At 65.3% G+C, this 23,971-nt stretch carries 27 protein-coding genes; 11 read left to right on the forward strand and 16 right to left on the reverse strand.

Going from position 1 to position 23,971, the window contains the following annotated elements; translation table 11 throughout:
* Window positions 1–207 precede the first annotated feature (207 nt).
* From ACWEO2_RS15690 to ACWEO2_RS15700, 3 genes are read left to right on the forward strand one after another with little or no spacing between them, the layout of a single operon-like run.
* Window positions 208–402, forward strand: a complete 195-nt coding sequence (locus ACWEO2_RS15690; protein WP_040686176.1) for a CbtB domain-containing protein — start codon at window positions 208–210, stop codon at window positions 400–402.
* Complete coding sequence (locus ACWEO2_RS15695) at window positions 393–1,181, forward strand: CbtA family protein (protein WP_452405894.1); 789 nt, start codon at window positions 393–395, stop codon at window positions 1,179–1,181. The genes ACWEO2_RS15690 and ACWEO2_RS15695 overlap by 10 nt, the downstream gene beginning before the upstream one ends.
* A gap of 36 nt (window positions 1,182–1,217) precedes the next feature.
* The gene (locus tag ACWEO2_RS15700) at window positions 1,218–1,685 is read left to right on the forward strand and encodes a hypothetical protein (protein WP_452405895.1); all 468 of its coding nucleotides are present in this window, start codon (window positions 1,218–1,220) and stop codon (window positions 1,683–1,685) included.
* A 13-nt stretch (window positions 1,686–1,698) separates the two neighbouring features.
* Here the strand turns inward: ACWEO2_RS15700 and ACWEO2_RS15705 are convergent, their stop codons facing one another.
* Both ACWEO2_RS15705 and ACWEO2_RS15710 read right to left on the reverse strand, forming a co-directional pair.
* Window positions 1,699–2,376 carry a response regulator transcription factor gene (locus ACWEO2_RS15705; protein WP_452405896.1) on the reverse strand — a complete coding sequence of 226 codons (678 nt, stop codon included), beginning with the start codon at window positions 2,374–2,376 and terminating at the stop codon, window positions 1,699–1,701.
* Window positions 2,373–3,692: a sensor histidine kinase gene (locus ACWEO2_RS15710; RefSeq protein WP_452405897.1), complete on the reverse strand. Its 1,320-nt coding sequence runs from the start codon at window positions 3,690–3,692 to the stop codon at window positions 2,373–2,375. Before ACWEO2_RS15710 ends, ACWEO2_RS15705 begins: the two co-directional genes overlap by 4 nt.
* A 283-nt stretch (window positions 3,693–3,975) precedes the next feature.
* Between ACWEO2_RS15710 and ACWEO2_RS15715 the strand changes: the two genes are divergently transcribed.
* Together ACWEO2_RS15715 and ACWEO2_RS15720 are read left to right on the forward strand one after the other, a co-directional pair.
* Window positions 3,976–4,878 (forward strand): ABC transporter ATP-binding protein, encoded by a 903-nt coding sequence (locus tag ACWEO2_RS15715; protein WP_452405898.1) that lies wholly within the window; start codon window positions 3,976–3,978, stop codon window positions 4,876–4,878.
* A gap of 11 nt (window positions 4,879–4,889) precedes the next feature.
* A complete protein-coding gene (locus tag ACWEO2_RS15720; RefSeq protein ID WP_452405899.1) occupies window positions 4,890–5,738 on the forward strand; it encodes an ABC transporter permease subunit in 849 nt (282 codons plus the stop codon).
* Window positions 5,739–5,776: 38 nt separating this feature from the next.
* On the opposite strand, the gene ACWEO2_RS15725 is transcribed toward ACWEO2_RS15720, so the two are convergent.
* Window positions 5,777–6,400, reverse strand: a complete 624-nt coding sequence (locus ACWEO2_RS15725) for a TetR/AcrR family transcriptional regulator (RefSeq protein ID WP_452405900.1) — start codon at window positions 6,398–6,400, stop codon at window positions 5,777–5,779.
* A gap of 122 nt (window positions 6,401–6,522) precedes the next feature.
* Here ACWEO2_RS15725 and ACWEO2_RS15730 point away from each other — a divergent pair, with 122 nt between their 5' ends.
* The 6 genes from ACWEO2_RS15730 to ACWEO2_RS15755 all read left to right on the forward strand — a co-directional run bounded on the left by ACWEO2_RS15730 (window position 6,523) and on the right by ACWEO2_RS15755 (window position 10,116).
* Window positions 6,523–7,167, forward strand: coding sequence for an FMN-dependent NADH-azoreductase (locus ACWEO2_RS15730; protein WP_452405901.1), 645 nt, complete (start codon window positions 6,523–6,525; stop codon window positions 7,165–7,167).
* Between the two features lie 27 nt (window positions 7,168–7,194).
* Window positions 7,195–7,515 (forward strand): DMT family transporter, encoded by a 321-nt coding sequence (locus tag ACWEO2_RS15735; protein ID WP_452405902.1) that lies wholly within the window; start codon window positions 7,195–7,197, stop codon window positions 7,513–7,515.
* Window positions 7,516–7,541: 26 nt separating this feature from the next.
* Window positions 7,542–8,000 carry an SRPBCC family protein gene (locus ACWEO2_RS15740; protein WP_354959958.1) on the forward strand — a complete coding sequence of 153 codons (459 nt, stop codon included), beginning with the start codon at window positions 7,542–7,544 and terminating at the stop codon, window positions 7,998–8,000.
* A gap of 94 nt (window positions 8,001–8,094) precedes the next feature.
* Window positions 8,095–8,535 carry an OsmC family peroxiredoxin gene (locus tag ACWEO2_RS15745; RefSeq protein WP_355185915.1) on the forward strand — a complete coding sequence of 147 codons (441 nt, stop codon included), beginning with the start codon at window positions 8,095–8,097 and terminating at the stop codon, window positions 8,533–8,535.
* Between the two features lie 345 nt (window positions 8,536–8,880).
* Window positions 8,881–9,165: a hypothetical protein gene (locus ACWEO2_RS15750; protein ID WP_452405903.1), complete on the forward strand. Its 285-nt coding sequence runs from the start codon at window positions 8,881–8,883 to the stop codon at window positions 9,163–9,165.
* Between the two features lie 144 nt (window positions 9,166–9,309).
* Window positions 9,310–10,116 (forward strand): LLM class flavin-dependent oxidoreductase, encoded by an 807-nt coding sequence (locus ACWEO2_RS15755; protein WP_452405904.1) that lies wholly within the window; start codon window positions 9,310–9,312, stop codon window positions 10,114–10,116.
* Window positions 10,117–10,198: 82 nt separating this feature from the next.
* On the opposite strand, the gene ACWEO2_RS15760 is transcribed toward ACWEO2_RS15755, so the two are convergent.
* From ACWEO2_RS15760 to ACWEO2_RS15820, 13 genes are all read right to left on the reverse strand, one after another.
* Window positions 10,199–10,846, reverse strand: coding sequence for a vWA domain-containing protein (locus tag ACWEO2_RS15760; RefSeq protein WP_452405905.1), 648 nt, complete (start codon window positions 10,844–10,846; stop codon window positions 10,199–10,201).
* Window positions 10,847–10,971: 125 nt separating this feature from the next.
* Window positions 10,972–13,530: an ATP-dependent Clp protease ATP-binding subunit gene (locus tag ACWEO2_RS15765; protein WP_355185907.1), complete on the reverse strand. Its 2,559-nt coding sequence runs from the start codon at window positions 13,528–13,530 to the stop codon at window positions 10,972–10,974.
* Window positions 13,531–13,778: 248 nt separating this feature from the next.
* Window positions 13,779–14,717, reverse strand: coding sequence for an esterase/lipase family protein (locus tag ACWEO2_RS15770; protein ID WP_452405906.1), 939 nt, complete (start codon window positions 14,715–14,717; stop codon window positions 13,779–13,781).
* A 674-nt stretch (window positions 14,718–15,391) separates the two neighbouring features.
* Window positions 15,392–16,069, reverse strand: a complete 678-nt coding sequence (locus tag ACWEO2_RS15775; RefSeq protein WP_452405907.1) for an anthrone oxygenase family protein — start codon at window positions 16,067–16,069, stop codon at window positions 15,392–15,394.
* A gap of 143 nt (window positions 16,070–16,212) precedes the next feature.
* Window positions 16,213–16,773 carry an FHA domain-containing protein gene (locus tag ACWEO2_RS15780; RefSeq protein ID WP_354961713.1) on the reverse strand — a complete coding sequence of 187 codons (561 nt, stop codon included), beginning with the start codon at window positions 16,771–16,773 and terminating at the stop codon, window positions 16,213–16,215.
* Between the two features lie 251 nt (window positions 16,774–17,024).
* Window positions 17,025–17,384, reverse strand: coding sequence for a histone-like nucleoid-structuring protein Lsr2 (locus ACWEO2_RS15785; protein WP_040686163.1), 360 nt, complete (start codon window positions 17,382–17,384; stop codon window positions 17,025–17,027).
* 115 nt (window positions 17,385–17,499) lie between these two features.
* Complete coding sequence (gene lysS / locus ACWEO2_RS15790) at window positions 17,500–18,966, reverse strand: lysine--tRNA ligase (RefSeq protein WP_452405938.1); 1,467 nt, start codon at window positions 18,964–18,966, stop codon at window positions 17,500–17,502.
* A 309-nt stretch (window positions 18,967–19,275) separates the two neighbouring features.
* Window positions 19,276–19,698 (reverse strand): rhodanese-like domain-containing protein, encoded by a 423-nt coding sequence (locus ACWEO2_RS15795; protein WP_354961711.1) that lies wholly within the window; start codon window positions 19,696–19,698, stop codon window positions 19,276–19,278.
* A gap of 8 nt (window positions 19,699–19,706) precedes the next feature.
* A complete protein-coding gene (locus ACWEO2_RS15800) occupies window positions 19,707–20,297 on the reverse strand; it encodes a cysteine dioxygenase (protein ID WP_452405939.1) in 591 nt (196 codons plus the stop codon).
* A gap of 221 nt (window positions 20,298–20,518) precedes the next feature.
* A complete protein-coding gene (locus ACWEO2_RS15805; protein WP_452405908.1) occupies window positions 20,519–21,313 on the reverse strand; it encodes a type III pantothenate kinase in 795 nt (264 codons plus the stop codon).
* On the reverse strand, window positions 21,313–21,732 hold the full coding sequence (gene panD, locus ACWEO2_RS15810; RefSeq protein ID WP_354961706.1) for an aspartate 1-decarboxylase: 420 nt from the start codon (window positions 21,730–21,732) through the stop codon (window positions 21,313–21,315). The genes ACWEO2_RS15805 and panD overlap by 1 nt, the downstream gene beginning before the upstream one ends.
* A 14-nt stretch (window positions 21,733–21,746) precedes the next feature.
* Window positions 21,747–22,760: a pantoate--beta-alanine ligase gene (panC, locus tag ACWEO2_RS15815; protein WP_452405909.1), complete on the reverse strand. Its 1,014-nt coding sequence runs from the start codon at window positions 22,758–22,760 to the stop codon at window positions 21,747–21,749.
* Window positions 22,761–22,808: 48 nt separating this feature from the next.
* On the reverse strand, window positions 22,809–23,753 hold the full coding sequence (locus ACWEO2_RS15820) for a Rossmann-like and DUF2520 domain-containing protein (RefSeq protein ID WP_452405910.1): 945 nt from the start codon (window positions 23,751–23,753) through the stop codon (window positions 22,809–22,811).
* Between the last annotated feature and the right edge of the window lie 218 nt (window positions 23,754–23,971).

Consider the following 23,971-nt stretch of genomic DNA (forward strand, 5'->3'; position numbering starts at 1 on the left):
TGGTGGGCAAGGCGCGGTTGTGTTGACGGCGGATGCGGCCAGATGCGACAGTTTGAATGACAAACGCGAGGGTGACGCGGTAATTCGGTGAGATTCCGAAGCGGTCGCGCCACTGTGTTCTTGCACCGAGTCCTTGGTGCCGGAAAGCCAGACACCGGCACCTTCGCATCACCAACTCACGGGACGCGCATCCCTAGGAGGACTCGAATGGCTATCGCGCATTCACCGAGTCGGGCCACCGATTCGCTCGGCACGCTGCTCATCGCAGTGGGCGTCGTTCTACTCGCACTGCTCACCCTGTACCTGGTCGGCTTCGACCAGGGTGTCATCTCGCGCAGCGGGATGTACCTGCACGAGCTGATGCACGATGGACGTCACCTGCTCGGTGTGCCGTGCCATTGATCGGTTCGCTCAAGACCCTGCTGCTCCGTGGCCTGCTGGCCGGTCTCATCGCCGGTCTGCTGGCCGCGACAGTGGGCTATTTCGTCGGCGAGCCCAAAATCGAGGCCGCCATTGCCATCGAAGAGGCCAATACCGCCAAGGAGAAGGCCGCCGACCACGCTCAGGAACCGGCCGGGCATACCCACGGTGACGAGGACGAGCCGCTGGTCAGCCGGTCCGGACAGCAGGCGGGGCAATTCTTGGCGCTCGGACTTGCCGGGCTCGCACTCGGGGCCATATTCGGTTCGGTCGCGTATTTCGCGCGCAGGTACTCCACGCTGTCGGGGCCGAAGCTCGCGCTCGGGCTGGCACTGGCCGGTTGGGCCGCGATCGTGGCGGTGCCGTTCTTCAAGTACCCGGCCAATCCACCCGCCGTCGGCGATCCGGACACCATCAACCAGCGGACCCTGCTGTGGTTGGCGGCGGTGCTGCTCGGTCTGGCCGCGGTCGGCATCGGGGTGTACGTCTACAAACTGCTTGCCGCGCAACTCGATACGCTCCGGCTGATCGCGGGGGTCGGTGCGTTCGTCCTGATCGTCGTGCTGGGCTACATTCTGCTGCCGGGCATCAATGAGGTGACCGACGACTTCCCGGCCGCGCTGCTGTGGCAGTTCCGTGCGGCGTCGCTCGGCGAGACGGCCACGCTGTGGGCCTGCCTCGGCCTCGGTTTCGCGGCACTCACCGAATTCGCCACGCGCGGTAGCACTCCGGTACGAGAGCCGGTCACTACCGCAGGCTGATCCGGAATTCGGATTGCCAAGGGCAGTGTCGGTGTCATGACCGGCACTGCCTTTTCCATACGGCCACGCACCCACCCACCGCGCTCGGTTTCCGTCGCATTCATCGGGCTCGTCATCGCATTGCTGTGCGGTGTCGGCGAGGCCATAACCTACACCGCCGTGCAATTGGACCGGACGAATGCCGATATCGGCTCTCTCACAACAGGTCTGGCCGTTCGCGGCGTTATATATCTAGTGGTGCTCGGGGTCGCCGTCCACATGGCGCGCGGCGCCCGCTGGGCCAGGATCGTGCTCACCTTCGGCATCGGCGTGATCGGCATGGCCTCGCTGATCATCGAGCCGCTGGCGGCCACGTTATCCGCCAGGGAAATCGGCGACCTGTTCGATAACCTCACCGCCGCCGCGGTGATCACCGGAATCTTCCGTACCGCGCACATCCTGGCCGTCCTGGTGGCCATCCCCGCAATGTACCGGCCGAGTGCCCGTCGATACTTCCGCTCCTGAGCCGTGTGTGTGGTCAGTGCCAGCCGGGACGGACCAGGCCGGATTCGTAGGCCATGACCACCAATTGGGTGCGGTCCCGGGCGTCCAGCTTCATCAGAATGCGGCTGACATGGGTGCGGGCGGTGGCGGGGCTCATGAACAGGCGTTCGCCGATTTCGGCATTGGTAAGGCCCTCGGCGACCAGGGTCATGACCTCACGTTCGCGGTCGGTGAGTTCGGTGAAGGCGGCCGGTGGCGGCTGTTTGGCGTGGGCGGAGAATTCGGCGATGAGGCGGCGGGTGACGCCGGGTGAGAGCAGGGCGTCACCGGCGGCCACCACTCGGACGGCGCGGACCAGGTCGGCGGGTTCGGTGTGCTTGACCAGGAAACCGGTCGCACCGGCGCGCATTGCCTCGAAGACGTACTCGTCGAGTTCGAAGGTGGTCAGTACGACGACCTTCACCCCGGCGAGCTTCGGATCCTCGGCGATCATGCGGGTGGCGGCGAGGCCGTCCAGAACCGGCATTCGGATATCCATCAGGACCACATCCGGGATCAGACTGCGGGTCATCCGGACGGCCTGTTCACCGTTATCGGCCTCGCCGACCACCTCGATACCGTCCTGCGCCTCGAGCAGCGCGACGAATCCGCCGCGTACCAGGGCCTGATCGTCGGCGACCACTACCCGAATCCCACCCGTCTCCTTGTTCATTGCGCCTCCTTCGGTGCCCCCACCCGGGACGGTAGCCGGGCCACCACCCGGAACCCGCCGCTCGGCCGTGGACCCGCGATGAGCTGGCCGCCGAGGGCATGTGCGCGCTCGCGCATGCCGAGAATGCCATTGCCCCCGCTCGTTCCGGACTTCGATTGTGGCGTGCTGGCGCGGGCATTGTCGATGGTGATCTCGACCGAATCGGCGGCATAGCGCACGGTCACCGCGGCCGGGGCGCCCGGCGCGTGCCGGACCACATTGGTCAGCGATTCCTGAATGATGCGCGCCGCCGCCACATCGACGACGCTCGGCAATTTGTGGGCGGTGCCGATAATGCGGGTGTCGACGGTGAGACCGGCGGCGCGGGCGCGCTGCAACAGTGCGTCCAGATCCTCGATGCTCGGTGCGGGGCTGCGCGGGGCGGGCGGCCGCGCTTCGGCGGCACCGTTGGTGTGGACAGTCGAATTGTCTTGGGCCCGTTCGGAATCGCGGTGTCCGATCGCGGATTCGGACGCGCTGTCGGCGCCGGATTCGCGCACGTCCTGCGTGTCCGGCGGCGAGCTGCCGTTGCGGATCGAATGCAAGAGCGTATGCACCTCGGCCAGCGCGTCCTTACTCGCCGTCTTGATCGCCGCCAGCGCCGATCGGGCCTGCTGCGGCTTCTTGTCGAACAGCTCGAGTGCCACCGAGGACTGCACATTGATCAGCGAAAGACTGTGTGCCAGTACGTCGTGCAGCTCACGCGCGATGGCAAGGCGCTCCTCGCTGGCCCGCCGTTCGCGCTGTGCCTCCGCATCGCGGCGCGCCGCCTCGGCGCGCTGCCTGCGCGCCACCAGCACCGCCTGGCGCTGACGAATCCCCTCCGCGATCGCGACGAGCACACCGAGCCAGGCGATCATCCCGAATGCCAGCCAGGGATTCGCGGGATGTCCGACGATCGCGGGCAGCGGCCAGACCAGTGCGAGATAGCCGATCGGGGCAAGCGGATATGTCCACCAGCGTGATCCGACGATCGCGGCGGAGATGAACGCGATCACCAGCGAAATGAAGATCGGGCCATAGCCGTAGCCGCGCAATAGGTACACCGCGCAGGACGCGATCGTCACGAGCAACACCGGCTGCGGATACGAACGCCGCAGCAGCAATGCGACCGGCCCGACGAGCAACAGCACATAGCCGAGTGCGTCGATCGTGTGCACTCCGGTCTGACGCAGGTTGGCATTGCGGCCCCCACCGAGCTGGATCACCGCGACGACGAGCGCGAGGACCCAGTCCTGCACGACCGGACCACGTTTCGATTCCCCTGGCGCTGTCACACTTGCAGCCTATTAGCCCGACCCCGCTGAGACGTCCATCGCGCTACGTATGCTCCCCCGCCTCCCCGAATATCTGGCCCGCCGTTGGTGCCCCGACAATCGCGTCGCGGGCCGACGGCCGAGGTGACAGCCAGTTTCTGCGCGTTCGGCGACGAGTCGCCCGGGTGCTCACGAAATCAGTCGTCGCGTCCGGTATCACGGTGCTTCGTAGGCCGCGGTACGTAGGTCGAACGTCGCCGCGCGACGGATGTGTCGGCCCTGGTCGGAAGCGGATTCTCGGTACATGACAGATTCCATCGTGGTCACCGCGGGGTTGACCAAACGCTACGGCACCCACACCGCCGTCGACGGCGTCCATATGACTGTCGCACCCGGCGAGATCTACGGCTTCCTCGGCCCGAACGGGGCGGGTAAAACGACCACGCTGCGCATGCTGGTCGGATTGATCCGCCCCAGCGCCGGTACCGCCACCGTGCTCGGACACCCGCCCGGCGATCCGGCGGTGGTTCGTCGCATCGGCGTCCTCATCGAGGGTCCCGGCTTCTATCCCTATCTCACCGGTCGCGATAACCTGCGGGTGCTCGCGAAGTACCGCGGCCTCGACAGTGCCGACGTGGCGGAGGCGCTCGACCGCGTCGGCCTCGCCAACCGTGCCGACGATAAATTCCGCACCTACTCCCTCGGTATGAAGCAGCGCCTCGGCGTCGGCGCGGCCCTGCTCGGCGGCCCCGATCTGCTGATCCTGGATGAGCCGACCAATGGCCTCGACCCACAGGGCATGGCCGAAATGCGCGAACTCATCACGACTCTCGCTGGGGACGGGCATACCGTCCTGCTGTCCAGCCATATGTTGAGCGAAGTGCAGGAGATCTGCCATCACGTCGGGGTGATCTCCGGCGGCAAGCTGCTCACCGAGTCCACGGTCACCGAATTGCGCGGCGCCTCTTCACTTTTGCTGCGAGCCGAACCACTGGAGGTGGCATTCCCCGCGGTGCGCCGGGTGGTCGGCGAGCGCTCGGCATTGCTGACCGCGGGCGGTATTCGGATCGAGGCCGGTGCGGCCACCGCCCCTGCGGTCGCGCGCGCGGTCGTCGAATCGGGCGCGGATCTGCTGGAACTGCGGACCGATGAAAAGTCCCTGGAGGAAGTGTTCATCGAAATGACCCAACTGGAGCCGGTGAAATGAATGGGCAGGCAATGAAAGATCTGCTGGCGAGCACGAAGGCGGAAATGCTGCGACTGCGCAAGTGGCCAGCGTTCTGGATCATTCTCGGCACCTGGATTCTGCTGAATCTCACGTTCGCCTACCTGTTCAATTATCTCGCCTACACCTCCGGCGATATGCGGACAATGTCGAATGGTGTGCCGAAAGACGTACTGCTGCACCAGATGTTGCCCGCGGCGGTGCCCGAGGTATTCACCCAGGGCATGGCGATGTTCGGTGGTGCGTTGATGCTCATTCTCGGCGCGCTGACCATTGGCAGCGGATATGGCTGGGGTACTTGGAAAACCGTGCTCACCCAGGGGCCGTCGCGGACCAATGCGATCAGCGGCACGCTGATCGGCCTGGCGCTCACGGTTATCGCGCTGGTATGCGTCGCGTTCGTGGTGGATCTCGGGGTCGCCTCGATCATCGCGACAACCCGATCCCAGTCGCTCGCACTGCCTGACCTCGGCCAGGCGGTGAACGGAATCATCACCGGCACAGCGATTCTCGGGATGTGGACGTTGGCGGGCGCACTGATCGGGGCCATCGCCCGCGGTCCGGCGCTGGCCGTCGGCCTCGGCCTGGTCTGGGTGCTGGTGGTGGAGAACCTGCTGCGCGGTGTCGCGGCCATCTTCAGCCCGCTCGAGGTGCTCACCGATCATCTGCCCGGGACCGCGGCGGGCTCGATGGCCGGGGCGATGCGGACCGTGGACGGGCCATCGACACCGGGGGTGCTCGACATCCTGTCGCGGACCCAGTCGCTCATCGCGCTGGTGGCGTATGTGGCACTCTTCGCGGCGGCCACGATGTGGCTGGTGCACCGGCGCGATATGGTCTGATCCACCAGGCACCGAAACCGTTGGCGGACAACAGTTCGTCAGCGGTTTTCGCGGTTTCCGGGGCGATCGGAAAGCACGGAATGGGCCAGCTCGGTCAGTGCCGCGGTGATCTGGGCGGTACTGAGGCCACGTCCGCGCTGATGCTGGTAGACCTCGGCGGCCAGCGGCGCGAGCAGCGGATCGACCATGGCATCCGGTTCCTCGATGCCCCCGGCCACCAGCAGTGACCGCATATGCAGAAACCAGAAGCTATACGCACCGGTCGCGAATCGCGCACCACCGGTCTCCGCGCCGAGCACCAAATCCGCATGCCCGTCGAGTAATTCGACCATCGCAGCATAGAAGGCGGCGAGCCGTTCTGCTGGTGGGGCACCGGGGCCGAGCGGCGGATCACCGCGCAGCAGCTTCTCCTGCAAGGCGCGTTCATGTTCGTCGAGCAATGCGACCGCGATCGAATTCTTATCCGGGTAGCGGCGATACAGCGTGCCACGCCCGACCCCGGCCGCCTTGGCGATGTCATCCATCGTCACGGTGCGCGGGTCCCGAGTGGCGAACAGTTCGGCGGCAGCGGCGAGCACCTTGGCCCGATTGCGGGCCGCATCCGCCCGCTCGGTCGGCGGCACGGCCGAATGCCCGCCGAGCAGGTCCGTATCGCTGGTCATGACCCCGACTGTACTCGATATCCGAAGTAAGTGGACAGAATGTCCAGTTGTGGCTAGAGTCGACCTCGTCACCAACTGGACACAATGTCCAGTTAGTTCCGTCGTTACAGAAGAGGCCGATCATGAGCACGTTGTTGCATCTGGATGCCAGCGCCCGGCGCCGTTCCATCAGCCGGGAACTGAGCGCCGAATTCGCCGAGGCTTGGCGCGCCGCGAATCCCGACGGCGGCTATATCTACCGCGACCTGGCAGCCGAGCCGGTGCCCTTCATCGACGAGGCATGGACCGAACTGTGTGACGCCGTCCTCGCCCAGCCCACGACCGATCTGGACCGCCTCGCCGAATTGGTCCATACACCGGAACAGTCCGCCGCCTGGTCGATCGTGCAACCGCTGCTGGCCGAGCTGCTGGCCGCCGACGTGATCCTGATCGGCACCCCGATGTACAACTACTCGATCCCGGCCGCGCTCAAGGCCTGGCTGGACCAGGTGACCTTTCCGCGAATGTCATTGGGCGACAGACGATTCGTCGTCACCACCGCACGCGGCGGGTCCTACGCGCCCGGCGCACCGAAGGCGGCCTTCGACTATCAGGAGCGCTATCTGCGCGACTTCTTCGCTGGCCATTTCGCCGTCACCGACACCGTATTCGTCAATGCCGAACTCGCCAATGCCCGACAGGACCCGGCGCTGGCGCATTTGCGCGGCAAACACGACGATTCCCTGTCCGCCGCAATGGAATCCGCGCACAAGCTGGCCGGCCGCTAGCGACGGCTCGAAAGGATGGGAATACCGATGAATTGGATTGTTCTCGGCGTCGCCGGACTGGTGGAGATCATCTGGTCGCAGAGCATCAAGCCGACCGAGAATTTCACCCGCCTCGTCCCCACCATCATCTGCTTCGTACTCGGCGCGGTCGCGGTGTACCTGCTGTCGCGGGCCATGCAGACACTGCCGGTCGGCACCGCATATGCGATCTTCACCGGAATCGGCGCGGTCGGGGCCATCGGCCTCGGCGTGGTGGTCAATAAGGATCCGCTGAGCGCGGGTCGCCTGTTATCGCTATCGCTGATCCTCGGCGGCATCGTGCTCGCGCGCGTCACCAATCCGGAATGAGGACGCGCGGCGGTACAGTCCGAACCATGGTCGAACCGGTGCGGGTACCCGATCTGTCCTCGCGGCCCTATGGGCTCGAGGTCGAGCGCGCGATGGCCGCGCCGCCGCCGGTGCTCTACCGTGCCTGGACCGAGCGGTTCGACCAGTGGTTCGCGGCCCCCGGCTCGGTGCTCATGCGCCCCACCGTGAACGAGCCGTTCTTCTTCGAAACCGAATATGAGGGCATGCGCAGCCCGCACTACGGACGGTTCCTGCGCCTGGTACCGGACCACTTGGCCGAACTGACCTGGGTGACCGGTGCCGGCGGCACCGAGGGGACCGAAACCGTGGTGACGATCGAATTCACGCCGAAGGATTCCGGCACCCGACTTCGCCTGGCACATGCGGGATTTGCCGACGAGGCCGCTCGCGACCGGCATGCACAGGCCTGGCCGATGGTCCTCGAACAACTCGACCAGCGCACCGCGGAACCGGCCGAGCGGTAAGCACACACGGGCTGGAGCCTTCGAACCCGTCGCAGCCGCGGCGAGGGTAGGTTCGTCTGCGAATCGTGATTCACACATTGTCGAAAGGACTGTGATGCCCACACGTACCGCGCGCACCGCTTGGACCGGCGGCCTTCAGGACGGTTCCGGCCAGGTCGAGCTGGCCAGTTCCGGTGTCGGTAAGTACGACGTCTCCTTCCCCAAGCGCGCTGCCGACGATGCCGATGGCACCACCAGCCCCGAGGAACTGATCGCGGCCGCCCACTCCTCCTGCTTCGCCATGGCCCTTTCGGCGCAGATCGCCAATGCGGGTGGCACTCCCGAGACCCTTGATGTCACCGCCGACGTGACCCTCGGCCCGGACCCCGATGGCGGTTTCCGCATCAACGCCATCAAACTGACCGTCCGCGGGCGGGTCGCCGGCCTGGACGCCGACGGTTTCGCCGCCGCCGCGGCCGCCGCCAAGGCGGGCTGCCCGGTCAGCAAGGCCCTCGCCGGAGTGGACAACATCACCCTCGACGCCGCCCTCGCCTGACTTCCCGGCTCCTCGCATATCGCATAAGGTGTGCGAGGAGCCCAGTGGCTATGCGAGACAGTCCATTTGCCGAGTCTGCGTACCCCTCGCGGCAGCCGAACACCCCGGATGGCGGGGTGCTGCTTCGACCAACGGTGCGCGGTCGATTCGCTGATCGTCGTCACCGGACGACGCCAGCAACGTCCTGGCCAACTGCGCCCTACGCGCGGTGTCACCGACCAGCGAACAATGGGCATATCCGGCGTCGGCGGCGCTTCCCGACCCAACGCATACGCGTACAGGCGTAGGACGAATATCGTCGGCAGGCCGATGTCCGCCAGGCGGTGTCCGGAGCAGGGTTGGGGCATGAACATTTTCACACAACCCGAGGCCATGACCTTTTTGGCCGATCACTATGACGACCGCTGGCATCCCTGGCCGTTCTTCTGGATCTTTCCATTGCTGTTCTGGATCACCTTCGTTGTGATTGTCGTCTTCGCGCGGCGGCGGTTCTGGGGACACCAGAGCGGAATCGATGCGCTGCGTACTGCATTCGCCCGCGGTGAGATCACTGAGGACCAATATCGGAGCCGACTGGCGGTACTTCGCGAACGCGTAGGCAAAACGCGCGGGGAAAGTCCCACGACTTGAGCCACAAGCGTTTCGACGACCCGCCGCCCTAGCCCACGTGCGGCGGGCATCGCAACGAACGTTTGCCCGATAGATATCGGCCACCAGCACACGGTCGTCATTCGAACCAATGATCATTCGACCCGAATCACGGGAGACCACACCATGAGCATGACCTTCGGAATCGTCATCACACCCCGCTCGGGTGCCGAATGGGCCCGCGCGGCACGCGGCGCCGAGCAACAGGGCTACCGCACCATCCTGCTCCCGGACACACTGAACACCCCTTCGCCCTTCCCTGCGCTCGCAGCCGCCGCGGCGGTGACCACCACGGTCCGGCTGCGTCCGAACGTGCTGGCCGCTCCGCTGCGCGCCCCAGCCGTCACGGTGCGGGAAATCGCCGCATTGCAACTGCTTTCGGACCAGCGATTCGAACTCGGCATCGGGTCGGGGCGTCCCGATGCGCGTGCGGAGGCCGAACGGCTCGGTATGCCTTGGGGTTCGGCGGCCGAGCGCCGTGCGCAACTCATCGCCACCGTGCGGGCGGTACGCGAACAGGTCGATCCGGCGCCGCCGATCATCGTCGCCGCGAACGGACCTCGAATGCTCACTGTCGCATCGGATTTCGCCGATCGGGTACTACTGGCCGCCGGGCCGGAGGCCACCGAGGCCGATCTCGCCGAGATGGTCCGGGTGGTCCGCGACAACACCGATCGCGATGTGCGCTTCACCCACCAATTGGTCGGCATCGGCGATAAGCTGCCGTTCTGGCTGAGCAAGCGGCTCGGTCTCACCGCGGCTGGCCTGCGGGCGGCCGGATCGGCGAGTGTGCTGGACCGCGATCCGGCGACCATCGCCGAGGTGCTCGAATACCGCAGGGAGAAGTACGGAATCGATGAACTGATCGTCCCGGGCGAACTGGCCGATGCCTTCGCCCCGGCACTGGCCCGGTTCGCGAATTCCACTGTCTAACCGCTGGTGCGCAACGCCGCGGTCGCCAATTCTCGCGGCCGCGGCGTTGCGCTGATATAGCGCGCCCGCACCAATCCGGAAACTACTGACCGTCCGGATTCGCCGCCCGCCGTTCGGCATCGGTGAAACCGGCCACTGCCTGTCCGGGCGCGGCCATACTGCGCCGCGCCGAATACGCCGCCGCTGAAGCGAATACACCGGCCGTACCAGCCGGTGTCGCACCGTAGGTAAGCGAGCGACGCGGATCGAAGCCCAGTTCAGAGCCGACGGCCACCGCGTCCATATTCGCGCCGAGGAAGACGAAGTCCCAGGCGTACACCTCCTGCTGCTGGGTGATCAGCGCCCGCACCGCAGCATGCGTCCACTCCAGACTGGAATTCTCGTGCCCGTCGGTGAGCACCACGACGATCACCGTGCCCGGACGCTCATGCTCGGGCCGGGCGGCGAGTTCGGTGCCGACGTCGGTCACGAGCCGCCCCAGCGCGTCATAGAGCGCGGTACCGCCGCGCGGTTGCAGGCTCAGCGGCGGCACCTCGCCGATGGGCCGATTCGCATAGACCAGTTCGTATTCGGTATCGAATTGCGCGAGCGTCACCAGCGTCGTCTTCGGCACCTTGCGCTGCTCCTCGATGTAGGCATCGAAGCCGCCCTCGGTATCGGATTTGATCGATTGCATGGAACCCGAGCGATCCAGCAGTACGGCGATCAGCGTCTGATCTGAATTTGTCATCCAGCACCCCCGTGATTGTTATTCGATGAACGCTCACCACGGTACGCCGCTGCGCAAACCTGCGAATTCCAGAAAAATGCCGCCCACCGGAAATCCGGTGGGCGGCATCTTCCAGCCGTACGAGCCTATTCGCTGGCGGCCTCGGCCACGGTGCCTTCGCCGGCACCCGTGAGCACGACCTCCGGCTTCTCCTCCGTCGCGGGCGCCTTGGTCAGCTTCGCCTTACCGGTGAAGGTGAACTTGGCGTTCTCGCCGGAGCCCTCGCCGTCCCAGCCCTCGACGTCGACCACGATGGTCTGACCCGGACCGATCTCGCCGAAGAGGATCTTCTCCGACAGCTGGTCCTCGATCTCGCGCTGGATGGTCCGGCGCAGCGGCCGGGCGCCGAGCACCGGATCGAAGCCGCGCTTGGCGAGCAGTGCCTTGCCCTGCGGGGACAGCTCGATCTCCATGTCCTTGTTCTTCAGCTGCGTGGCGACGCGGCCGATCATCAGGTCCACCATCTCCACGATCTGGTCCGTGGTCAGCTGGTGGAAGACGATCACGTCGTCGATGCGGTTGAGGAACTCGGGACGGAAGTGTTTCTTCAGCTCGTCGTTGACCTTGAGCTTCATCCGCTCGTAGTTCGAACCCTCGGCGTTGGACTGGGTGAAGCCCAGGCCGACGGCCTTGGAGATATCCGAGGTACCCAGGTTCGAGGTGAAGATCAGCACGGTGTTCTTGAAGTCGACCGTGCGACCCTGACCGTCGGTGAGACGACCGTCCTCGAGGACCTGCAACAGGGTGTTGTAGATCTCCTGATGTGCCTTTTCGATCTCGTCGAACAAAACGACCGAGAACGGCTTGCGGCGCACCTTCTCGGTGAGCTGGCCGCCCTCTTCGTAGCCCACGTACCCGGGCGGGGCACCGAAGAGCCGCGATGCGGTGAAGCGGTCGTGGAACTCGCCCATATCGATCTGGATGAGCGCGTCGTCGTCGCCGAACAGGAAGTTCGCCAGCGCCTTGGACAGCTCGGTCTTACCGACACCGGACGGACCGGCGAAGATGAACGAGCCCGAGGGACGCTTGGGATCCTTCAGACCGGCACGGGTGCGACGGATCGCCTTGGAGACGGCCTTGACCGCATCCTCCTGGCCGATGATCCGCTTGTGCAGCTCGTCCTCCATGCGGAGCAGACGGGTGGTCTCCTCCTCGGTGAGCTTGAACACCGGAATACCGGTCCAGTTGGCCAGCACTTCCGCGATCTGCTCGTCGTCGACCTCGGCCACGACATCAAGATCACCGGAGCGCCACTGCTTTTCGCGCTCGGCGCGCTTGGCGACCAGCTGCTTTTCCTTATCGCGCAGTCGCGCCGCCTTCTCGAAGTCCTGCGCGTCGATGGCGCTTTCCTTCTCCCGGCGCGCATCGGCGATCTTGTCGTCGAATTCGCGCAGGTCCGGCGGAGCCGTCATGCGACGGATGCGCATACGCGCACCGGCCTCGTCGATCAGGTCGATCGCCTTGTCCGGCAGGAACCGGTCGTTGATGTAGCGGTCGGCCAGCGTCGCGGCGGCCACCAGCGCACCGTCGGTGATGGACACCCGGTGGTGTGCCTCGTAGCGGTCGCGCAGACCCTTGAGGATGTTGATGGTGTGCTCGACCGTCGGCTCGCCGACCTGCACCGGCTGGAACCGGCGCTCCAGGGCGGCGTCCTTTTCGATGTACTTGCGGTACTCGTCGAGGGTGGTCGCACCGATGGTCTGCAGCTCGCCGCGGGCCAGCTTCGGCTTCAGGATCGAGGCCGCGTCGATGGCGCCCTCGGCGGCACCCGCGCCGACGAGCGTGTGCAGCTCATCGATGAACAGGATGATGTCGCCGCGGGTGTTGATCTCCTTGAGCACCTTCTTCAGGCGCTCTTCGAAGTCACCGCGGTAGCGGCTGCCCGCGACCAGGGAACCCAGGTCGAGGGTGTAGAGCTGCTTATCCTTGAGCGTCTCCGGGACCTCACCGTTGACGATGGCCTGTGCCAGACCCTCGACCACGGCGGTCTTACCGACACCGGGCTCGCCGATGAGGACCGGGTTGTTCTTGGTGCGGCGACTCAGCACCTGCATGACGCGCTCGATTTCCTTCGAGCGGCCGATGACCGGGTCGAGCTTGCCCTCGAGGGCGGCCTGGGTCAGGTTGCGACCGAATTGGTCGAGCACCAGCGAGGTGGACGGGGTCCCGGCCTCGCCGCGCGAACCGGATTCCACCGGTTCCTTGCCCTGATATCCGGACAGCAGCTGGATGACCTGCTGGCGCACCCGATTGAGATCGGCACCCAGTTTCACCAGCACCTGCGCCGCGACACCCTCACCTTCACGGATCAGGCCGAGCAGAATGTGCTCGGTGCCGATGTAGTTGTGGCCGAGCTGCAGCGCCTCGCGCAGGCTCAGTTCCAGCACCTTCTTGGCACGCGGGGTGAACGGGATGTGACCGGACGGGGCCTGCTGGCCCTGGCCGATGATCTCCTCCACCTGGCTGCGCACACCCTCCAGCGAAATACCAAGGGATTCCAGCGACTTTGCCGCTACGCCCTCGCCCTCGTGGATCAACCCAAGCAGGATGTGCTCGGTGCCGATGTAGTTGTGGTTGAGCATCCGGGCCTCTTCTTGGGCCAGGACAACGACGCGCCTCGCGCGGTCGGTGAACCTCTCGAACATCGCTCCCTCACTCTCCTGCTCCGACATTCTGGCGTCCGACGCTTCTTTGGCGTCAGCCTGCCATGAAGCCCGGGGGTTGCGGCCCCGGCCTCCACTCTAGTTGGCAGGGGATTACGCCGCCTCCAGTCCACCCTATTGGGGACCGGCGACAGCACGGTCATTCACTCATAACGTGCTCGTTGCGGGATACGTTTCCGCTCAGGTTTTGCCCTCAGCGAAATCGCCCTCCGAGCTTCCCAGGCGTGGCGTTAGCCGGTGAACGGCGGCACGTATTCGCACGGTACCTCGCGCGCATGCGCCGGATCGAGGGCATTCAGGACGAAGCGGGCGGCGCGGGGGCTACCCGCGATGGCCAGATGATCGGAGAAGTCGGCGGCGCAGCCGTCCTGTACGACGATGTTCGTGGCATTCGGCCCGGTGACGAAGCCCGAGGTGTAGGGAACGACGATCTCGTCGAGACTGGTCATGATGTTGGTGTAGGTGATGCCGGGGACATATACGCCCTCGCTATTGAGGTCGGTCAGGAATGCGGAGTCGCGCAGCAGCTCGATACAGGCCTGGCACAGCGAACCCACCGCTGCACGGAAGAAGGGTCCGGCCCCGAGCCGGTCGGCGAAGGCCGCCATATCCGCGCTGCCGCCCGCATTGGATCCGAGCCAGGCCGGTGCGATCGATACATACTTATCGATCTTGCCCGCACCGCCGAGGCGCTTCGCGTAGTAGTTCGGCATGACCGTGCCCTGCGAATGTCCGACCACGTCCACCTTGGCCGCTCCGGTCGCCGCGAGCACCCGATCCACGAATGCGCCGAACTGCACTGCGCTCTGCTCGATCGGCAGCATCCCACCCACCGCCGAGATCGGCCACGGCAGGTCGTGGGCGCCATAGGTCAGCGAGAAGACGCAGTAACCTTCGTTGGCGAGCAGCGGCACGTAGAGGCCCCAATTGGTCTGCGCACCGCCGCCGGTGCCGTGCGCGAGCACCACCGGATTCGGATGCTCGGCACTCGGCTGGCACGACCAGTCGTTCGACCCCGGCAGCGACCCACCATGACTGATCAGCTCATTCGGGATACCCGCGAAAAAGTTGTAGTCGACCGGATACTCCGCCTGCGCCGGACCGGCCGCGCCGACCCATAGCGCGGCGAGTACGGCGATAGCGAGTGCAGACCCTGGAACACGCCGCATGGAGACCTCCAAAATCTGGAACCTGTTCCAGAACGTAGCGCAACTTATGGCCGTCACGGAGGCACTTCGGTCAAGTCGCCGAAGATCGACTACCTGGTCATCCAATTGTGCCAAGCGCAGACGAGCGGGCGGCCCGATCGTGAGAAGTTCGTTCGCTACGGCGCACTGGCGGCGCTTCCCGGTTTCCAGCTGGTCGCGTTCGGCTGGTTGCCCCTTTCGGCGGCCTTCCAGGTCGGTGGTGACCACGGTGTTCGCCCGATTCCCGGCCGCGACCAACTGCGGCATCGGCGTGACCGGCATTGTCACACCCGAATCAATGCGGGCGCGATTGCCGTCCCGGTTCCGCGGCACCCGACAGCCGGCGTCAGCCGTTTTCGGCCCGTAGATCGGCCGTCAGGGGCGTTCCCGCGGCCGTGGCGGCTGCATTGCCCACAGCACCGGGCGCGGTGACCAGTATGACGAAATCAGGTGTGCCCGCCGCGCATCGGTCCGCGAGAACGCGCTCCGCCCTGGCGGATTCGCCACTTGTCATCGCAAAAACCGCCGCCGGTGGGTCGATCAGTGATCGACCCACCGGCGGCGGTACAGATAGCGAGTAGGAGTACGGCGACCGCGAGGACTGCCTTGGCGTCCGGTTGGCCGGGCGAGCGACTCGGTCGGGTACGAGCCCGGTCCTAGCCGAGGTGCTGCGCCCCCGCCGGGTGCGCGGCGTACTGCCCGGCCGCCGACCGAAATGCGGACTGCTGGGCCATAATCGGCGCGCGGTACGGCTGACCTGCGGTCTGCACTCCGGCGGGCACCGGCTGTGCCGGCGAAACCTGCTGGGTAGCAGCCGAACCCGAGGCCTGTGTGCGTCCGTGCTGGATACCGGCAACGAACAGCGCACCGCTCAGCACCAGGAAGGCCAGCGTGTGCAGGATCGCCCGAATGATATTCCAACGCACCCAAGCGGATTCGAAATCGGCGCGCACCTTGGCCAGATCGGCGATCTGAGCCGGATCGCCCGCGGCCGCCAGTTGATCATTGAGCGGCACATTCGATCCGGAGGTGACCGCGAAGGCGATCACATTGAGCGCCAGGGCAATACCGAGCCAGATCAGCGTGGTGCGATGCTCCTTGCCCAGGTGCAGTGCGGCCGCCAGGACGGTGAACCCGACCGTGCCCATGAACCCGATCATGAACCACGGGTTGATGATGACCACGTTGATCTTCTGCATCACGTCGATCATCGCGCGGTCATCGGTGCGATTCAGCGCGGGCATCACCGACGTCGCATAAGCGTAGAAGACGCCCGCGATCAGGCCGGTTGCGAGCGTGGCCGCCACCAGCGCGGCGAGTCGTAGCGCGAACATGAATTTCTCCTGCCTCATAGCCCGGACCTGGTCCCAATTACTCGGTCCGATGATGAGTCAAGTACACCGGTTGCCGTCGAGACCATCCATGGTTGAGAAGCTCGGCTACCTAAGCCAGCGTCCACACTCCGCAGGGAATGGGCTCACAAGTCTCGGTCAGAGATCAATCCACTCTGCATGGCCAAACCGGCCAGTCGGACCCTTTTCTGATTCTGCGGCAGATTTTCCACGCCGAACTTGGCGAACAGTGCCCGCAGGTGAGTCTTGATCGCATCGACACTGAGGAACAATTCCTCGGCGATCTGCTGATTGGAAGCCGGAGTTGCGAAACCCGCACCGTTCTTATAAGGGCGGCACAGCGCGATGAGCACCGACCGCTGGGTATCGGTCAGCGAGCGCAGCGTGGGAATGGCGCCGGTCGAGGTTCGGGTCGCGTCATCGGCGACGCCCCCGAATTCGTGGAACGAAACCAGCGAGGTGCCGACCCGGATGCGATCGCCCGCCATCAGGCGGCGGCGGCCGACGAGTCGTTCACCGTTGACGAAGGTGCCGTTGCGAGACAGGCCGTCGTCGACGATTGTCCAGTGCGCGCCAAGGTATTCGATCGCGGCATGCAGACGCGAGACCTCGGCGTCCCAGCGCAGCGCCAGATCGGCCTGCGGGGAGCGCCCGATGGTGACGCGCTCCTGGTCGGGGGTGAGCATCAGCTCCTGCTGACGACCCGAGTCATCAGTGAATCGCAACAACGATCCGATGAAACCAGTCACTGCGCCGATACCTCATCTCTCCATACCGCCAGTGACGCCCTACGCACAGTTCCATGGTGCCGCGTCCTGGTACCGCGAGCAAGATCGAATCGACTCTCGGCCATCTTCATATCGAAGGCCTATCACAAACGAGCCGCCGCCCCGGCGTCGCACGATTCGCCCGGGCGGCGGCCCAATAAAATAAGAACTCAGCCCTTCGCGGCCTTGTTGTACGCATCGGTGATGTCAGCCGAGATACGCCCACGCGCGGACACCTTGTGTCCATTCCGGCGCGCCCACTCGCGAATTGCAGCGCTTTGTTCACGATCGATCGAGACCCGGCTCTTCGCAGCACCCGGAGCAGCGACCGCGGCCTTGACCCGGCGCCGACCACTGACGCGCCGAGCACTCGAAACCCACTCTTCCAGCCCGTCGCGCAGCTTTGCCGCATTTGCCGACGACAGGTCGATCTCGTACGACACACCGTCGATCGCAAACTCAATGGTCTCGTCCGCGATGGACTCACCATCGACATCGTCGATCAGGCTAACGGTGACCTTCTTTGCCATGAGATGAACGTCCTCTCGAAATCGTGCGACCCGCATACTAGGCCGATTACCCGAGGCAAGAATACCCCGAATTCCGAAAATTCCAAGACGAGGGCCGAGCTATGCAATCCGATCGTCAGCGAGTGACTGGACGCACAATTGGGAACAGTATCGTTTCCCGGATTCCCAATCCCGTCAGTGCCATCAACAAGCGATCGATTCCCATACCGGTACCCGTTGTCGGAGGCATGCCGTGCTCCATCGCGGCAAGGAAGTCCTCATCGAGCACCATAGCTTCGTCATCACCCTGTGCGGCCAACCGCGCCTGATCCACGAACCGCTCACGCTGGATCACCGGATCGACCAACTCCGAATAGCCAGTTGCCAACTCGAAGCCGCGCACATAGAGATCCCACTTCTCGGTAACTCCGGGCTTGCTGCGATGCTGCCGCGTCAGCGGAGATGTCTCCACCGGGAAGTCGCGTACGAAAGTCGGTGCGTAGAGCTTGTCACCATACTGGTGCTCCCACAGTTCTTCGACCAGTTTGCCGTGGCCATAGCCCTTGTCCTCGGGAATTTCCAGACCGACCCGATCGGCAAGCGCTCGCAATTCCTCGATCGACGTTTCCGGTGTCACTGATACGCCAAGTGCGTCGGAGAGCGATGGGTACATCTCCACCGTTGCCCACTCGCCGCGGAGATCGTATTCGGTGCCATCTGCAAGTGTCACCACCTGGGTACCGAAGACCTCTTCGGCAACTTCCTGCACCAATTCCCGAACCATCCGCGCGGAGTCATCGTAGGTGCCGTAAGCCTGATACGTTTCGAGCATTGCGAACTCCGGGGAATGTGTGGAGTCCGCGCCCTCGTTGCGGAAGTTCCTGTTGATCTCGAAGACCTGTTCCAGGCCGCCGACCACACATCTCTTGAGGAACAGTTCCGGCGCAATTCGCAGGTAGAGATCCATATCGAGGGCGTTGGAATGGGTGCTGAACGGCCGCGCCGCCGCACCGCCGTGCAGCGTCTGCAGCATCGGCGTCTCCACCTCGAGGAAGCCGCGCCGCTCGAGCGCATTGCGCATCGCGCGGACCACCGCGACCCTGGTCCTGGCCATTTCCCTGGCCTCGGGACGCACGATCAGATCGACATAGCGCTGCCGTACCCGCGACTCCTCGTTCATCTCCTTATGCGCCACCGGCAGCGGCCGCAGGGCCTTGGCCGACATCGACCAGGAATCGGCCATAACGCTCAATTCCCCGGTCTTCGAGGAGATCACCTCACCGTGCACGAAAACGAAGTCACCGAGGTCGACATCGGCCTTCCAGGCCGCGAGCGCATCGGCGCCGACGCTGTTGAGACTGATCATCGCCTGCAGTTTGGTGCCGTCCCCCTCCTGCAGCGTCGCGAAACATAGCTTGCCGGTATTGCGCATGAATATGACGCGGCCGACCACACCGACCTGCAAACCGGTCTGGCTATCCGGCTCCAGCGCCGGATAGGCGGCCCGAATTTCGCCGAGGGTATGTGTGCGCGGCACCACCACCGGATAGGCCTCACCACCATCGGCGATCAGCCGCTCGCGCTTCTCGCGCCGAATCCGCATCTGCTCCGGAACGTCGTCCGCGGCGTGCGCGGGACGGTTGGTTTGCCCCGCAGGAACCGAACCCGCGGAGCGACCGGATGAAGGCGTGTTCGGGGTGCTCACGTTCAACAACCCTAGCGGGCACTGGAAATCGATTTGCGGGCCGCCCGGGGATGACCGGCCGGAGCCGAATCGACAGCGCCAGGAACGGGCCACAACGGCCCGTTTTCCGGCGTTGTCCGGCACGGCGAATACCGGGCGCGCACCGGCGCCGGACCGAAAGCCATTGCGCGCCGCTATGTTTCGAGATGGAAGTGGTTTGCGCCCTAATTAGAGCGTTGCCAGCGCCTCGACCTCACGGGCGAAGTGCGGCGCACGGACGCCGACCGCGAGCAGGCTGGCCGCCTTCAAAGCCTGATAGCCGCCGATCACATCGGTGGCCCGATGCAGCCCGAGTTCCTGTAGCGCCGCGGCGGCGAGACTGGAGGTATAGCCCTCCGAGCAGACGATGATCCATTCCACATCGTGATCGGTGGCCAGCGCCAACCGGGCCGAACTCGACGGGTCCAGGCGCCATTCCAGGACATTCCGTTCGATCACCAGCGCACCCGGCAGTGCGCCCTCACGGGCCCGCTGGGCCTGCGGCCGGATATCCACCAGAATCGCGCCCCGGTCGACCGCCTTCGGCGTTTCGAAGGCATAGACGCGGTTCAGCCGGGCCCGTGCGTTCTCGAGCATCTGATCGATGGTCAAACGGGTCATTACATATCACCTTCGGGCTGGTCGGTGAGGACGGTTCGGGTGCGGCGCAAGGTGCCGTGACCGGTCACCTCGTAATAGGACATGGCGGTGAGCGGCGGCGAATAGGCGTGCACGCTGAGGGTGGGATCGAGCGGCCCGACCGATTCAGCCGTGCCGTTTCCGGCGGCCGGCAAGGAGTCGCCGGCGGCGGCCGGTGCGCGCATTACGTCGTGCACCCAGCCGATCGGAAAAGATGCCTGGTCGCCCGCGGTCAGCGTGCGGCGGCGCAGTTCCGTTCCGTTCCAGCGAAATTCCGAGAGCGCGCCACTAAGCACGGTCAGTGCGCCGAGTGATCCGGCGTGGTCGTGCAATTCGGTGGACTTGCCCGGTGTCCAACTGATCAGCCAGACATCGACCTCGTCATCGGCGAGCAGCCGGGTGGCCCAGCGCTCCTCGACGGGCCAAATTCCATTGGCTGGCAACAGATGGTCGTAGCGTCCCGCGAGTACGTCTTCGGCGCCCTCGTCGGTCAGTCGGAGCAAATCGGCGGGACGCAGGCGGGTGGGTAATGCGGAAGAGACAGCACGATCGAGCGGCGGGGTGGCCGTCAGGGCGCTACGTGCGGAATTGACGGAAAGAACAGAAGAACGCATGAGCGAATCTCCAGGAGTATGTCAACGGTCGAGGGACTTGGTCAGCCTCGATCGGTCGAGGCAGGTCAGCCTCGACAACACTCCTGGGTGCGCACGCGGGAAAACACGGGAGCGAGTGTAGCAGCGCAAAAACCGACGGCAAAGCGGCCGGTCATGCGCGCGCACCCCGGGTGGGCAGATCAACCACCCTTACGGCGCTGATTGCGCTCGTAGACCAGGCGCAATCCGGTCAACGTGAGATGCGGCTCATGGTGGTCGATGGTCTCCGATTCCGGCACGATCAACGGTGCGGCGGTGCCGGTCGCGACCACCGCGACATCGTCACCGGCGAACGCGTCGAATTCATCGCGAATCCGATCGATCAGGCCGTCCACCAAACCCGCGAAGCCGAAAATCGCCCCGGATTGGATGGCTTCGACGGTGTTCTTGCCGACCACCGAACGCGGCCGGGCCAACTCGACCCGGCGCAATGCGGCGCGCTCGATCAGCGCCTCACTGGAGATCTCCACACCCGGTGCGAGTACCCCGCCGAGAAACTCGCCCTTCGCCGATACCAGATCAACGGTGGTGGCGGTGCCGAAATCCACGACAATCGCGGCCGTGCCGAAACGATGATGTGCGGCAAGGGTGTTCACGATGCGATCGGCGCCGATTTCCTTGGGATTGTCGACCAGCAGCGGAATACCCGTTCGCACGCCGGGTTCCACCACCACATGCGGTACATGATCCCAATAGCGAGTAAGCATCGATCGGATCTCGCGCAGTACCGGCGGCACCGTGGACAGCGCCGAAACTCCGATGATCTCTTCCACCTGCGTACCGACCAACCCGCGCACCTGCATGGCGAATTCATCGGCGGTCAGCAGCGGATTGGTATGCATCCGCCAGTGCCGTACCAGCTTCGCGTGACTACCACTGCCCGAGAACAATCCGAGCTCGATGCTCGTATTTCGGACATCAATGGTCAGTAGCATCAGACGGTGGTCAGCGAGCGCGGGCTGACCAGACCGGAACCATCCGGCGCGTGCGCCGGATCGGCGCCGAGATCGGTCGGCCGATTGCGCTCGTCAACGAAGACAACCTTCGGCGCGTACTCCTTCAGCTCCTGCTCATCCATCATGCCGTAGGCGATCAGAATGACCAGATCGCCCGGATGTACGAGATGTGCCGCGGCGCCATTGATCCCGATAACACCCGAACCGCGTTCACCGGCGATCACATAGGTCTCCAGCCGGGCGCCATTGTCGATATCGACGATGCAGACCTGCTCGCCCTCGAGCAGATCGGCGGCGTCGAGCAGATCCTGGTCGACGGTCACCGAACCGACATAGTGCAGATCGGCGTGGGTCACCGTGGCGCGATGGATCTTCGACTTCATCATGGTGCGCAACATCGCTGTCGCCTTTCCTAAATGTTGGCCTTGGCAGGCTGGGAGTCGGTCGCGGCGGTGCGCGAATCGGGAAGTGTGGGATGGCCGTCGCCAGCGACTGCTTGCAGGTCGCTCGAAACAACACTGCCGACGGGTGCGCCGAGTGCGACGGCAGTGTTGTCGATCAGGCGGGTGGCGCCGACCTTGGCGGCGACGAGCAGCCGCGCATTGCCGTTCGCCGGGGTCGGACCGAGTGTGGACGAGCGCAGTTCGAGGTAATCGACATCGACACCCGGGGCGGCGTCGAGCACCGCACGCGCGGCCGTGAGCACGGCATCCGCGCCGAGTGCGCCCGCATGCCGCCCCGCGGACAGCGCCGCGGACAGCGCCAGCGCCGATTCGCGCTGCGCCGCATCCAGATACCGATTTCGGGAGGAGAGCGCGAGTCCGTCGGGTTCGCGAACCGTCGGCAGCGCGACGATCCGCACATCCATATTCAGATCGCGCACCAGCTGCCGGATCAGCGTGAGCTGCTGATAGTCCTTCTCACCGAAGAACGCCTCGGTCGGGCGCGCGATATTCAGCAGCTTGGCGACCACGGTCAGCATGCCCGCGAAATGCGTTGGACGGCTGGCGCCTTCGAGCTCGGCGCCGATCGGGCCGGGGTGCACGGTAGTGCGCGGGCCGTCTGGGTACATATCGGACGCGCTCGGCGCGAATACCAGCTCCACCCCCTCCGCGCGCAACAGCTCCACATCGGCGTCGAGGGTGCGCGGGTACTTGTCCAGATCCTCGTTCGCGCCGAACTGCAGGGGATTGACGAAGATCGAGACGATGACCACCTGATTGGTCCGCTTGGCCCGGCGCACGATCTCGAGGTGCCCCTCGTGCAGCGCGCCCATCGTCGGCACCAGTCCGACCGTGCGTCCGACACCGCGCAGGGCCTTCGAGACCGCGGCGATCACCTCGGGATCGTGGTGCACGGTCAGCTCACCGCGCCGGTAGGCGCTGGGCCCGATTTGGCGCTCGTGGGGCCCTACGTGGTTACGCACGCTGCCGCCTCCGGGCCCGTCGCTCACACCGGGCAAATTTCGGATCCACTATCGGCCTCCTTCCAGCAGCTCGATCAGAGCCGGATTGGTCTTCGCGCGCTCGGCCGTGCGCAGCGACATGGCACGATAGCCCGCGGCCAGCCGGGTATCGACGGCCGCCAGCGCGGCCAGATGCGCCGCGACGGCATCCGCGTCGCCACGGGCCACCGGACCGGTCAGCGCGGTCTGCCCGCGGCGCAGCGCGTTGTCGAGTGCAGCCGAGGCCAAGGGGGCGAGCAATCGCTCGGCCAGACCGTTGGGCTGATCATCGACGATCTGCTGGCCGAGCAGACCGGGACCCGCGAGCGCGGCGCGCAATGCGTCCACCGCGTCCAGGATCACCGTGACCAGGTGATTACTGCCGTGCGCGAGTGCGGCGTGATAAAGCTGGCGATTCTCTTCCTGCACCCGGACCGGCTCGCCGCCCATCTCGATCACCAGCGATTGTGCGATGGCGAAACCGATCTCGTCGGCGGCGGTAATGCCGAAGCAGGCGTTGCCGAGCCGGGCGACATCCTCATCGTGTCCGGTAAAGGTCATCGCGGGATGGATGGCCAGCGGCAGTGCGCCGCGCTCGGCCAGCGGAGCCAGCAGGCCGACGCCATTGGCGCCGGAGGTGTGCGCGACGATCGTGCCCGGCCGGACCACACCGGCGGAGGCCAGACCGCGCACCAGACCGGGCAATTCGGCATCGGGCACGGCCAGCAGCAGCAGTTCGCTGCGGGCGGCCACCTCCTCGACGGGCAGGATCTCCGAATCCGGAAGTCGAGTGCGCGCCCGGTGCACGGAGGCATCGGATATGGCAGCGACGCCGAACACCACGTGTCCGGCTCGCTCCAGTGCCGCGCCCAGGGCGGAGCCGACGCGTCCCGCCGAGACGATTCCCACCGTCAGGCGTGCGGGCGCGGGGTCACCCGAGGCAGAGTTGTCAGGGTTGACGCTTCTCGAGGTCAACGTTGTCCTCTCGATGTCGTTCCAGTCCCGGGCAAGCGGGTACCAGACGTTACGTCCCGAGGATATCGGCCGATGCTGCGCCGATGCCACGGGGCACCCGCGTGATCTACAACGCAGTGTCTAATTTGCAGCGCCTGCGGCGCTGCGTGTTCGCGGCCCCCTGGTGTCTCGCGTCCGAGCCGTCGAGACTCGCGACTTCGTCGCATGCGCTTCGACGA

Source organism: Nocardia sp. NPDC004278 (assembly GCF_053602975.1).

Bases quoted from the DNA above. Each gene is read 5' to 3' on its own strand.
- ACWEO2_RS15755 (WP_452405904.1), top strand. From the start codon at position 9,310: ATGAGCATGACCTTCGGAATCGTCATCACACCCCGCTCGGGTGCCGAA.
- ACWEO2_RS15750 (WP_452405903.1), top strand. From the start codon at position 8,881: ATGAACATTTTCACACAACCCGAGGCCATGACCTTTTTGGCCGATCAC.
- ACWEO2_RS15735 (WP_452405902.1), top strand. From the start codon at position 7,195: ATGAATTGGATTGTTCTCGGCGTCGCCGGACTGGTGGAGATCATCTGG.
- ACWEO2_RS15690 (WP_040686176.1), top strand. From the start codon at position 208: ATGGCTATCGCGCATTCACCGAGTCGGGCCACCGATTCGCTCGGCACG.
- ACWEO2_RS15740 (WP_354959958.1), top strand. From the start codon at position 7,542: ATGGTCGAACCGGTGCGGGTACCCGATCTGTCCTCGCGGCCCTATGGG.
- ACWEO2_RS15720 (WP_452405899.1), top strand. From the start codon at position 4,890: ATGAAAGATCTGCTGGCGAGCACGAAGGCGGAAATGCTGCGACTGCGC.
- ACWEO2_RS15705 (WP_452405896.1), bottom strand. From the start codon at position 2,376: ATGAACAAGGAGACGGGTGGGATTCGGGTAGTGGTCGCCGACGATCAG.
- ACWEO2_RS15765 (WP_355185907.1), bottom strand. From the start codon at position 13,530: ATGTTCGAGAGGTTCACCGACCGCGCGAGGCGCGTCGTTGTCCTGGCC.
- ACWEO2_RS15785 (WP_040686163.1), bottom strand. From the start codon at position 17,384: ATGGCAAAGAAGGTCACCGTTAGCCTGATCGACGATGTCGATGGTGAG.
- ACWEO2_RS15780 (WP_354961713.1), bottom strand. From the start codon at position 16,773: ATGCTCACCCCCGACCAGGAGCGCGTCACCATCGGGCGCTCCCCGCAG.
- ACWEO2_RS15760 (WP_452405905.1), bottom strand. From the start codon at position 10,846: ATGACAAATTCAGATCAGACGCTGATCGCCGTACTGCTGGATCGCTCG.
- ACWEO2_RS15730 (WP_452405901.1), top strand. From the start codon at position 6,523: ATGAGCACGTTGTTGCATCTGGATGCCAGCGCCCGGCGCCGTTCCATC.
- ACWEO2_RS15775 (WP_452405907.1), bottom strand. From the start codon at position 16,069: ATGTTCGCGCTACGACTCGCCGCGCTGGTGGCGGCCACGCTCGCAACC.
- ACWEO2_RS15745 (WP_355185915.1), top strand. From the start codon at position 8,095: ATGCCCACACGTACCGCGCGCACCGCTTGGACCGGCGGCCTTCAGGAC.
- ACWEO2_RS15700 (WP_452405895.1), top strand. From the start codon at position 1,218: ATGACCGGCACTGCCTTTTCCATACGGCCACGCACCCACCCACCGCGC.
- panD (WP_354961706.1), bottom strand. From the start codon at position 21,732: ATGTTGCGCACCATGATGAAGTCGAAGATCCATCGCGCCACGGTGACC.
- ACWEO2_RS15725 (WP_452405900.1), bottom strand. From the start codon at position 6,400: ATGACCAGCGATACGGACCTGCTCGGCGGGCATTCGGCCGTGCCGCCG.
- ACWEO2_RS15715 (WP_452405898.1), top strand. From the start codon at position 3,976: ATGACAGATTCCATCGTGGTCACCGCGGGGTTGACCAAACGCTACGGC.
- ACWEO2_RS15770 (WP_452405906.1), bottom strand. From the start codon at position 14,717: ATGCGGCGTGTTCCAGGGTCTGCACTCGCTATCGCCGTACTCGCCGCG.
- lysS (WP_452405938.1), bottom strand. From the start codon at position 18,966: ATGCGGATTCGGCGCGAGAAGCGCGAGCGGCTGATCGCCGATGGTGGT.
- ACWEO2_RS15805 (WP_452405908.1), bottom strand. From the start codon at position 21,313: ATGCTACTGACCATTGATGTCCGAAATACGAGCATCGAGCTCGGATTG.